This is a genomic window from Tetragenococcus halophilus subsp. halophilus DSM 20339 (assembly GCF_003841405.1).
Lineage (GTDB): Bacteria > Bacillota > Bacilli > Lactobacillales > Enterococcaceae > Tetragenococcus > Tetragenococcus halophilus.
Window position 1 is genome coordinate 511,608 of record NZ_PXYA01000002.1, and the last position, 11,473, is coordinate 523,080.

Sequence of the window (11,473 nt, forward strand, 5' to 3'; positions counted from 1 at the left end):
CTAGAGATTCAATCGCTGAATTCGTGTAAGGACTTCCCAAAAAAGCGTGTTGTAAACATTCGTACTTGATAAGTGAATTTGCACTTGACGCGCGTGTTCTGTGACTTTTCCAGCAATATGAAATAGTTGAAAACGGATCGTGTCAATCACCGTCGTCTTTTTCTCTTGCGGAAAAGTCAGCTGTTTCATCAAGTGGATGATATTATAGGCGATAAAACTTAGGGCTAAGCGAACCTTATTCGCTAAAAAGGAAGGACTGTCCGTTTTATCAGCGAAAAATCCGGTCTTCATTTCTTTAATGAAGTTTTCCATATTCCCTCGTTTTTGATAGAGCTGAAAAATGGTTTGGGGCGAAAGATGAGCGAAATCGGTCACCACAAATTGAAATTCGGAAAAAAGTAAAGTTTCGGCTTTTCGAGTAGCCTTGATGGCTACTGTTCGAGATCGGTCCCAAGAATCTGCTTGATAAGCCATCTTAAAATATTGATGTTCGGACTTTGTGTAGTCCGTACCGTTGGTATATTGGACAAGATGTTGCGCATAATGAATCAACCGTACGTTATTTTTCAATTTAATCACATAATGGGCGCCTCGACACTCACATTGTTTATAAATTTCCGGTTTGGCAAAGCCACTATCCCGCGTACAAGCATTGTGGGATCACTCGAATGTTGTTGGTAATGCGCCAACATTTCTACGAGATAATCTTCGGCGTGGGTGGAGGTATAAGATTTGCCATGACGATGGCGAACATCTAATGCCAATCCGGTTAAACCTTCAAATGCCACAAATGGATGATACCCATTGAGGCCATAGTGGTAAATATATTCCCCTGCTTCTTGCTTTCCGTAAGTGGGACAACAGGTGGAATCCAGATCAAGCACGAGTTGTTGGCTGTTTTGCTGGTCCATGCCTAAATCGCCAAGTTTTTTCGCCACTTGTAATAGTTGATTAACATTTTCTTCTGTCAAGGTATGAAGCAAAGTAGACATCATAAATTGCGAACTAAGGCGTTCTTGTTTCAATGCTTCCTTAAAAAGGCGATCATATTGTAAGGTATTGGCGTCTCGGTCTCGAGAATAACCAGCGATCAATTGATATAGCCATTGTTTTACGACATCCAGCCATTCATGTTGGGCGAAGGCACGATACTCTGGAATATGAACGTATTGCGCTAACAGGGAATCAAAACGAATTTGATTTAGAAACTCCGAAAGTAAGACGAGCCCCGCGTCATTGGTTAAGGTGCCACCGTCATTGGCGATCAAGATGGCTTTTTGCTTATTGAATGTAAGAGAATTTTGTTGTAAAGTGAAAGACATAAGAACGCACTCCTTATTGTTATGTTTCGTTGACTTTACAATAACACGAAGTGCGTTCTTTTTGTACACCCAGAAGGTGAAGCAACTCAACCTTTAGAAAAAAGCACATGCCAAGGATTGAATGATCCTGGGAAAAATTTATAAATCATTCAGGATAAAATATAAGATAAAAAATTACAATCTAAAAGAGACGGTTGATAAAGGGGTTAACAACAAGACAGGAGGGACAATGACGATTCGTCTGATCGTTACTTTATGAGTCATTTGAGAAAAATCATTTTTATATCACTTTTGATTGCCCAAGGGGTAGTTCTCGGTCTTATCGAAAATATGATCCCTTACCCGTTTGCTTTTGCACCTGGCGCTAAAATAGGCTTAGCAAATTTAATTACAATAATTGCCTTATTTACGATGTCAAAAAAAGATAGTTTTTTGCTGGTTTGCTTACGTTTAATTTTGACCACTCTTTTAGGGGGGACCCTTTCAACTTTTTTATATAGCATGAGCGGTGCAATGCTGAGTTACTTTGGCATGCTGTTGGTTAAAAAAATAGGTCCGAAATATGTTAGCATTATCGGTATCAGTGCGACAGGAGGCTTTATGCATAACGTCGGACAACTTCTTACCGCCTCTTTTATTGCTCAAACATGGAGCGTCCTACTTTATTTACCCATCTTATCTTTTTTAGGTATCTTATCAGGAATTGCTATTGGTATCGCTGCAAATTATTTATTAAGACGCGTCGACACTTTACGACGCTTTCAAAATGAACATGAACAACAGACGCAGGAAAAATGGTCGATGTATTAACTATTTATTGCGGATTGTTTTTGAAACAAAGGAGCTAGCTATGAAACTTCACCCTATATGGAATAACTATCCACAATTACAATCTGAATTAACAGAAACCTTAAAACTAATGGAAGATTCCATCCAACTGAAGAATAAATCCGTTAGAAAAGCTTTATTGGAGATGATCGGGGCGGGAGGTAAATTACTACGTCCAGCTTATCAACTTCTTTTTTCACAATTTGGTCCCAAACAAGATCGAAATAAAGCTATCGCACTGGCAGCTGCTATCGAAATGTTGCACACAGCTACATTGATTCACGATGATATTGTAGATGACGCTTCTTTAAGACGGAACCTGCCAACAATCAGTGCAGCTTTTGACAATAATACTGCTGTCTACGCTGGAGATTATCTTTTTGTGGCCTGCTTTAAATTGATGTCTGGCTATACTGGAACTTTACGTAGCTTGCAAAAAAATGCGAGCAGTATGGAAAATATTTTAACTGGCGAATTAGGACAAATGGCAGATCATTATAATCTAGCAATTACCGTCGAAGAGTATTTAGCAAATATTTCAGGAAAAACAGCAGAACTATTTGCTTTAAGTTGTTCCGTTGGTGCATTTGAAAGTGGAAGTAGTCAATTATTTGCCAAAAATGTTTCAGACATTGGCCATCAAATCGGGATGGCTTTTCAAATCATTGATGATATTTTGGACTATACTCAAAATGGAGAGGGACTTGGTAAACCGGTACTAAAGGATGTGCAGCAAGGCGTGTATACTTTACCATTGATCTATGCTTTACACGCAGATCGCCAACAATTAGTCCCATTGTTAGAAAAAAAAGAACAAATGACACAAATTGATAAACAAAAAGTGTACCAGTTAGTTAACGAATTGGGCGGTGTAGCTAAAGCTCAACAACTAGCAAATACCTACACGCAAAATGCGTTAAAAAAAATTGAAAATCTACCCAATGATTCCCAGAATACTAAAGTCACTTTATATCAACTTACAGAAACACTGTTAACTCGAACAAATTAGTAGGTGATCTATCATAAAAAGTTTCACGTGAAACTTTTTTGTTTTTGCTAAAAAATTCACCAAGGACTTGAGATGACTATTCAAGTCCTTGGTGAATTTTATTGTTTTATAAGTTTAAGTCATTGTAACAAATTCTTCAGCTCCGGTCGGGTGGATAGCTACTGTATTATCAAAATCAGCTTTAGTTGCCCCCATTTTCACAGCAACAGCAAATCCTTGCAGCATTTCATCTACATCTACTCCTATAGCATGTAAACCGATAATTTTTTCTTCTTTTCCTAAACAAACAAGTTTCATTTCACATTTTTGTCTATAGTCATTTAATGCAAAGTACATTGGAGTAAAACGTGAACGATATACTTTGATTTCATCTTTACCATATTTTTCCAGTGCTTGATCTTCGTTCCAACCGATTGTAGCAATAGGCGGATGTGTAAATACAACACTAGGAACAAAGTTATAATCTAAGTAAAGTTCAGTTTGACCATTAAACAAACGTTCAGAAAGTCGGCGTCCAGCTGCGATCGCTACTGGGGTCAACTCCAATTTACCGATCACATCACCAATAGCATAAATCCCATCAGCTGTTGTATTTTGGTACTTGTCTACTTGAATAAAACCCCGTTCATCTAGTTTTACCTCGGTATTGCCTAAGCCAAAACCTTGCACATTGGCTTTCCTTCCTCCAGCAAATAATACGCAGTCTCCTGTAATTTTTGCACCATTTTCAAAAGTAACAGTGTACTGCTCACTATTTTTATCAATAGCTGAAGGTACGCTTTCTTTATAAAGAGACACGCCTTCTTCTTCATATTCTTGTACTAGATTATCAGCTAACATTGCATCAAACTTTCTAAGAGGACGTTCATTACGAAAAGCCCAGGAAACTTTACTTCCTAGCCCGTTAATTACCCCTGCAAGTTCAGCGGCGATATAGCCTCCTCCTAAAACAATCATATGTTGAGGAGCTTCTTCTAAGTCAAAAAAGTCGTCTGAATCAATTGCATATTCACCACCTGGAACATCTAAGCTAGTAGCGTGTCCCCCAGTTGCGATTAAAATATGGGGAGCTGTATATTGCTTGCCTTCTACTTCAACTGTGTGACCATCTATAAACTGTGCATATCCCTTTAATAGTTCTACACCGTTATTATCAAAACCTCTTTTATAAGCACCATGTAAAAAGTCAATATAGTCTCTTCGGTTTTTAACCAAGGTTTTAAAATCAAAAGTTTTATCCTTTACTTGAAGACCGTAACTTGGTGCATCTCTTTGGACGGTTTGATAAATATCACTTGCTTGCCACATTACTTTTTTAGGTACACAACCAACATTGATACAAGTCCCGCCAACCTCATCGGCTTCAATTAGTAATACCTTAGCGCCATGCATACCAGCGCGATTTGCAGAGGCAATGCCACCGCTTCCGCCGCCAACGACGATATAATCATATGTTTCCATGGTATCCTCCTCTGATATTTTCTGTCTAAGAATAAAGCTATCACTCCCGCATCTATCCGTCAAGATACTGAACTGTTTGACTTAAACGCACCATGTCTTTCAACTGTAAGCCGTTTTCAATAATAGGCCTTGCATAGTGGTTAATAAAAAAGTCACGCGCAATATATGTCATACGGAAACCGCACTTTTGATATAAGTATAGTTGCTCAAAACCGGTCGAACCTGTCCCAATTTCCACTAGCTTATATTGATTTTTCCTAGCAAAAGACAGGGCAAATAAAATAAGTTGTTGCCCGATTTTTTGTCCACGGAAACTCTTTTGTACAGCTATATTCGCAATTTCTAAGGTCTTTGGCTTAGTCGGTAATAATAGAATTATCCCTAGCAACTTTTGCTTTTTTTGCGCCGCAAAACAAAAACCACGCGATAAATAATCTTCAACGATTTTCTCAGAAGGATCCGCCTCTAAGAGTAGTTTATAATGAGTGCTATCTATATGCCGTAACCTATGAATCTCTATATCCATAACAAAATTCCTCTTTTTCTAATAAAATCGTAGTATGTTCACCACTACTTTTGTTTTCTTATCATATCTCCCACTTGTACTGCTTGTTTCACTGGCATTGTTAGTATCATCATAGGATGCGGTGCACGTCCAATTGATTCACCTTGCTCATTATGCATTTCTGCCACTTGCTGGGTAAAATGACGCATTCCTGGTCCGTAAAACTCAATACGATCCCCTAGATTAAAAACATTACGCTGTCTTATGGTAGCAATTTGTGTATCTTTATCATAGCTAATCACTTCACCAATAAATTTGTATTGTGAAATTTTTCGCCGTGGACCAAATAATTGTTCATTTTCTGTCGGTATATGATAATAAAATCCAGTGGATAACTCACGCTGCGCAACCTTCCATAACTCATCAATCCATTCTTGTTGACAACTATAGTGTTTTGGATCAGCCATGTAACTATCAACCGCCCTTTTATAAACATTAGCTACTGTTGAAACATAGTGAATAGATTTCATCCTCCCCTCAATTTTCAAACTATCAACGCCATTTTGAATAAGATCAGGCAAGTGTTCTATCATTGATAAATCTACAGCGCTCATTGAAAATTTTTCTGATTTCTTACTCTCAGTGAAATAATTACGTTCTGTACCAAAAGGCAGATCAAATAAGTCATATTTCCAACGACAAGATTGCGAACATCCGCCACGATTAGCATCTCGCATTGACATATGATTGGATAAAGTACATCGACCTGAATAAGAAATACACATCGCACCATGAATAAAAGCTTCAAGTTCAACTGAGGTATGCTGACGAATCTCTGCCACTTCTTTCATTGAAATTTCACGTGCTAAAACAACACGCTCCAAGCCTTCATTGCGCCAAAATTCCAATGTTTCATAATTTGCTGCAGACGCTTGTGTAGAAAGATGAACAGCTAGCCCTGGTGCTTCAGTAATACAAATTTCAACTAAAGCTGGGTCGGAAATAATCACAGCTGCGACTCCTATATCGCGAATTTTTCGAAAAAAATCCCCAGCGCCTGCTTGATTAGCTTCATGTGTTATCATGTTCGCTGCTACATAAACCTTTGCATTATGGTTATTAGCAAAACGAACCCCTTCTGTCATCTCTTCATAAGAAAAATTACCTGCTCGACTCCGTAAACTATAAGCATTTCCTCCAATATAAACAGCATCCGCTCCGTAGTTAATTGCAGTCTTTAATTTTTCCAAAGTGCCAGCTGGCGCTAAAATTTCTGGTCTTTTTAATATTTGCTTTATCGTCACTTTTATTACCCCTTATTTGATCTTTTCTGGATTTATATTATAAAAGCCAGTGGATAATGTTCGATGCACTGGATGTAGTTGATTCACTCGAGAAGCATAGTGAGCTATTTGCCTTGTAGTATAAGTATTTTTTTCAATTTCTTTTCTAACAGTATCGTATAATTGAATAATTTCTACAAAATTCTGTCCAGGAGTAAATATGCCATCAAGTTTCCAAGTTTGATAACCGTTTGCCGCCAGTTCAGGTAACTCATTCATCAAACAAATGTCATCATTGGCAAAAATGTGGGTGCCGTGGTTGTCCTCATAAATTGAATAGTGAGTTTTTTCACGTTTTTCTTCAGATAAAAAAAGATTTTGTGATTTGTCCTCTACTTCGTCTTGTTTAGTATAATGAAAATAATTTTGTAAAAGTGAACGCTTCGAATGATGGATACAAGTAGCGCCATAAACTAATACTTCCGTTGGAATATTTAAATGGACTGCCATTTCTTTCATTTCTATAAAGGGAACTTCACGCGCTAAAACAGCACCGTTAGCGCCCTTTCTCCCCCAAAAATTGACCTGCCGGGCGCTAGTTACTAGAGTTTGTCCATCATAAATAAAAGGAAGCGCCAGTTCAGGTTGCTGTTGCATTACAAAAATAATTCCAGGATCGCCTAATGATATTTTATCTACATGAATGCTTTTTAAAAAACGCAGATATTTCGGGATATCTTTCATTTTATCTGGATGTATAATCCCATTAACAGCAACCATTACTTGTTTCCCTGCTTCATGAGCAAGTGCCACAAGTTCCTTTTGTTCACTCTTTGAAAAAGAGTAGGGTAAACGTAACCCAAACTTTTCTTCACCAAAGATAATGGTATCAACACTAGGTAAGATCTCAGTTGCTTGATAAACAGATTCTACTGTTGCAATTATTTCAATCATATGCTCTCTCCTCTTTCACATGCTATCACAAGCTAGCTTGTTTTCCAACACAATAAGTGTAACACTTCACGAGCATGCTTATTATTTTCAGTTAACTATCTTTAAGCTACGCATAATCTATATAAAAGATCGCAATTTCGCACTACACTAAACTAGCAAAACTGCAAAAAGATGATGTTTCTACAAGGTTTGGATCGTTTCATATAAAGAAGACTTTCGCTTTAATACTTGGTCAAACACAAACTGTGATTGGGGTTTTTTACGCCCCCGGTGATTAAACCAAATGGCTTTCCAACCAGCGTTTTTAGCACCATCTATATCATTTTCATAGGAATCGCCAATATAATAGGTCTCTTTTTTACTTAGCCCCATACTTTGTTCTACATACTCAAATAAATGAATATCCGGCTTACTAAAACCTACAGTCGAAGAAATAAAAATATTTCCTGCTGAAACCCAATGTAACAATCCCGATTGTTGAATTTTTGTCCATTGATGGTTAGTCGGTCCATTAGTAATTAATCCAAGGGAAATATTATGATGTGTACAATAGGAAAGTGCCCTTTTAGCGTCTGCAAACAGTTCTATTTGTCCTTGAAAATATTTATAATCCTCTTGAAATCGTAGTGCTTGCGTTGATGTTAATTGCATACCAAATTGTGCACACGCGTTTTGCATACGATAAACATACATATCTTCTAGCTTCATTTCTCCTGTATGCGTCAAAGGAAATACTTCATCGGCAAAGCTTCGACTAAATAAGTACAAATCTTCTATTTGAGAAGTAGGAAAAAGAAAATTTTTTTGGACAGCTTTTTTAAACGGTTCTAACTGATCGTATAATGTATCGTCTAAATCAAAAAGTACTGACGTCATTTTTTACTCCTATCATTTATTTTCGATTATTTATTATAAAGAACTTTTAAATAAAAAGCAAAATAGCTTTTTTGAATAAAAATTTTATTCTATGAGCCTAAAAAAGCACGTAGGGAGCTCAGCTTCCTACGTGCTAGCCAACATCTTTATTCAGTCAACTATACTTCTTGCAATGTTTGTTCTTTCTTTGGCTCTTTTACATTCAAGGTAATTTTACCCTTTGAAGCACCTATCGTGACACGACTACCGAAATAAATTTCTCCAGATAGCAACGCTTCACTTAAGCGATCTTCAATTTCTTTTTGCAAAGCACGGCGAATCGGTCGAGCCCCATATTCCGGATCAAACCCGGCTTCGCCAATCACATCGATAGCTGCCGGTGTGATTTTAAGTTGAATATCTTGTTCTTCCATACGTTTAACAACAGATTTACTCATAATTTTTACAATTTCATGGATTTCATCTTTTTCTAACGAACGGAACACGATGGTTTCATCAACGCGGTTCAAGAACTCTGGACGGAATGCTTTTTTCAATTCTTCTAGGATACGTTTTTGCATAGCTTCATGATCTTGTTTAACATCTACTACATTGAAGCCAACATTTGTTTCTTCACGTATTTCTCGAGCACCGATGTTTGAGGTCATAATCAAGATCGTATTACGAAAATCAACAGAACGTCCTTTTGAATCTGTCAATTGACCATCATCCAATACTTGTAATAAGGTATTAAAGACTTCTGGGTGCGCCTTTTCAACTTCATCAAGTAAAATTACAGAATAAGGTTTCGAACGAACTTTTTCGGTTAATTGACCTCCTTCATCATAACCAACATAACCTGGAGGTGAACCGATCAAACGACTCGTACTATATTTTTCCATATACTCACTCATGTCTAACCGAATCAAAGCATCTTCTTCACCAAACATTGATTCAGCCAATGTTTTAGCTAGTTCAGTTTTCCCAACGCCTGTTGGTCCTAAAAACATGAAAGAACCAATTGGACGATTTGGATCTTTTAATCCACTACGAGCACGACGAATAGAACGAGCTACTGCATTTACTGCTTCATCTTGTCCGACAACACGTTCATGCAGATCTTTTTCCAAATCTAGTAAACGTTGACTTTCTTTTTTCTCCATTTGCTCTAGCGGTACACCTGTCCATTGTGACACAACAGCGGCAACATCTTCTTCTGTCACTTTATCGGTAAAACCAGAAGCTGCTTTAGCTTCTTTATAAGATACCTCTTGAAGTTGTTTGTTCAGTGCTTGCTCTTGTTTGCGCAAACTAGCTGCTTTTTCAAAATCTTGATTTCTAATCGCTGCTTCTTTTTCTTCTGTCACTTCCAGCAATTGATCTTGAACGACAGCTGTTTCTGAAACTTCATCCGACTGGTCCAAACGAACTTTAGCTGCTGACTCATCCATTAAGTCGATTGCTTTATCCGGTAATTGTCTTCCATTAATGTAACGAACAGAAAACTGAACACAAGCTCGTAATGCCTCATCAGTAATTTCAACGTTATGATGCTTTTCATAGCGAGCCCGTAGTCCTCCTAAGATTTCTACTGCATCATCAGGTGTTGGCTCGTCTACCTGTACTCTAGCAAAACGTCGTTCTAATGCTGAATCCTTTTCAATATATTTTTGATACTCATCAGAAGTTGTCGCTCCAATGGTTTGTAACTCGCCACGAGCAAGTGCTGGTTTTAAGATATTAGAAGCATCGATGGCACCTTCTGCTCCTCCAGCACCAATTAAAGTGTGTAATTCATCAATAAACAAAATAATTTGTCCATCTTGATAAATCTCATCAATAATTTTTTTCATGCGATCTTCAAACTCGCCCCTATACTTTGTTCCAGCAACTAATGCACCAATATCTAACATCATTAGCCGTTTTGACTGTATATCTTGCGGAACTTCGCCATTATTAATTTTTTGCGCTAAACCTTCAGCAATCGCTGTTTTACCAACACCTGGTTCACCTACCAAGGCAGGATTATTCTTGGTACGACGACTTAATATTTGAATAAGACGCTTCACTTCTTTATTACGACCAACAACAGGGTCTAAACGTTTTTCGCGTGCTAATTTTGTTAAATCACGTGCAAGTGAATCCAAGGTTGGCGTGCCTTCTTGTGCTTGTTGCTGTCTTCCTTGAGCTGGACGACGTCGGTTTGCACCATTTGCACTTTTATTTTGGTTCACACCCATTTTTTTCTTTAAGAGTTGACGCATTTTCGCTAAACTTAGGCCTAAGTTCAACATAATACGTGAAGCTAGGATTTCTTCATCACGTAATAAGCCTAAAAGTAAGTGTTCTGTACCAACTTGTGATGAGCCTAAACGCTTCGCTTCATCACCTGCATAGGCAAAAATTTGTCTAGCTCTTGGCGAATAAGGTAAATAGCCACTTACCGGATAACTAGTCATCGTGCCATAACCTGTTAAGTGTTCAATTTCTTCGCGAATATCATTTTCATTAACATTCATTTCACGTAATGTTTTCCCAGCAATACCATTGGGTTCAATTAGTAAGGCTAGTAAAACGTGTTCTGATCCTACGGTTTGATGTTTAAAACGTTTTGCTTCTTCTTGGGCGATTTGTAATACTTCTTTAGCACGCTGAGTAAATAGTTCGTCCATAATTTTTCACTTCCTATCTTTATAATTCATAGCTCAATCGTTCTAGTACGCCATGCATAATATTTGCTCGTATGTTTTCTTCTTTAACTGATTTTCCTAAAGCTACTTTACTAACTGTTACTAATAATAAATTACCTTCTCTTCTAGAAAGAATCCCTTCTTCATATAATTTCTGAATAATTGCTATTCCATCTTTTTCTGAGAGTGATTGGTCAAATAATTGGTTCACTTGTTCTAAAAATTGGTGATAATTAGAAATTTGAACTTTTTCAATTCGAATATAGCCACCACCACCTCGTTTACTTTCAACGGTATAACCTCGTTGTACAGTAAAACGTGTATTGATGACATAATTGATTTGTGAAGGTACACAATTGAATAAATCTGCCATCTCAGCGCGACGAATTTCAATCATCTCGCTTTCTTCCAGAATCTTCTTTAAATAAGCTTCAATCATATCAGAAGTATTTTGATGACTCATCTGCTCGTGACCCTCCTTTGACTATTATTGACCTTTATTATAACGAATTTTTCCTTACTTGGAAAGGATAAGGTCTTGTTATTATCAAATACTTAGCAAAAAA

Annotated in this window: 9 protein-coding genes and 1 pseudogene; 2 read left to right on the forward strand and 8 right to left on the reverse strand. The window is 37.4% G+C overall.

Annotation, left to right across the window (positions count from 1 at the left end; all coding sequences use genetic code 11):
* A pseudogene (locus tag C7K42_RS08100) lies at window positions 1–1,322 on the reverse strand (IS1380 family transposase).
* A 255-nt stretch (window positions 1,323–1,577) separates the two neighbouring features.
* On the opposite strand from C7K42_RS08100, the gene C7K42_RS08105 reads away from it, so the two are divergent.
* Together C7K42_RS08105 and C7K42_RS08110 are read left to right on the forward strand one after the other, a co-directional pair.
* Window positions 1,578–2,132: a Gx transporter family protein gene (locus C7K42_RS08105; RefSeq protein WP_061839989.1), complete on the forward strand. Its 555-nt coding sequence runs from the start codon at window positions 1,578–1,580 to the stop codon at window positions 2,130–2,132.
* 40 nt (window positions 2,133–2,172) lie between these two features.
* Window positions 2,173–3,159, forward strand: a complete 987-nt coding sequence (locus tag C7K42_RS08110; RefSeq protein WP_103099859.1) for a polyprenyl synthetase family protein — start codon at window positions 2,173–2,175, stop codon at window positions 3,157–3,159.
* A 114-nt stretch (window positions 3,160–3,273) separates the two neighbouring features.
* Here the strand turns inward: C7K42_RS08110 and gor are convergent, their stop codons facing one another.
* The 7 genes from gor to C7K42_RS08145 all read right to left on the reverse strand — a co-directional run bounded on the left by gor (window position 3,274) and on the right by C7K42_RS08145 (window position 11,370).
* On the reverse strand, window positions 3,274–4,620 hold the full coding sequence (gor, locus tag C7K42_RS08115) for a glutathione-disulfide reductase (RefSeq protein WP_061839991.1): 1,347 nt from the start codon (window positions 4,618–4,620) through the stop codon (window positions 3,274–3,276).
* 52 nt (window positions 4,621–4,672) lie between these two features.
* Window positions 4,673–5,146: a GNAT family N-acetyltransferase gene (locus tag C7K42_RS08120; protein ID WP_180991157.1), complete on the reverse strand. Its 474-nt coding sequence runs from the start codon at window positions 5,144–5,146 to the stop codon at window positions 4,673–4,675.
* A gap of 44 nt (window positions 5,147–5,190) precedes the next feature.
* Entirely contained in the window at window positions 5,191–6,429 is a 1,239-nt protein-coding gene (locus C7K42_RS08125; protein ID WP_103099858.1) for a peptidase U32 family protein, read from the reverse strand.
* Window positions 6,430–6,441: 12 nt separating this feature from the next.
* Complete coding sequence (locus C7K42_RS08130; RefSeq protein ID WP_103083456.1) at window positions 6,442–7,362, reverse strand: peptidase U32 family protein; 921 nt, start codon at window positions 7,360–7,362, stop codon at window positions 6,442–6,444.
* A gap of 180 nt (window positions 7,363–7,542) precedes the next feature.
* The gene (locus C7K42_RS08135; RefSeq protein ID WP_103099857.1) at window positions 7,543–8,238 is read right to left on the reverse strand and encodes an HAD family hydrolase; all 696 of its coding nucleotides are present in this window, start codon (window positions 8,236–8,238) and stop codon (window positions 7,543–7,545) included.
* Window positions 8,239–8,396: 158 nt separating this feature from the next.
* Window positions 8,397–10,889 (reverse strand): ATP-dependent Clp protease ATP-binding subunit, encoded by a 2,493-nt coding sequence (locus tag C7K42_RS08140; RefSeq protein WP_103083458.1) that lies wholly within the window; start codon window positions 10,887–10,889, stop codon window positions 8,397–8,399.
* 19 nt (window positions 10,890–10,908) lie between these two features.
* Window positions 10,909–11,370, reverse strand: a complete 462-nt coding sequence (locus C7K42_RS08145) for a CtsR family transcriptional regulator (protein WP_103083459.1) — start codon at window positions 11,368–11,370, stop codon at window positions 10,909–10,911.
* Between the last annotated feature and the right edge of the window lie 103 nt (window positions 11,371–11,473).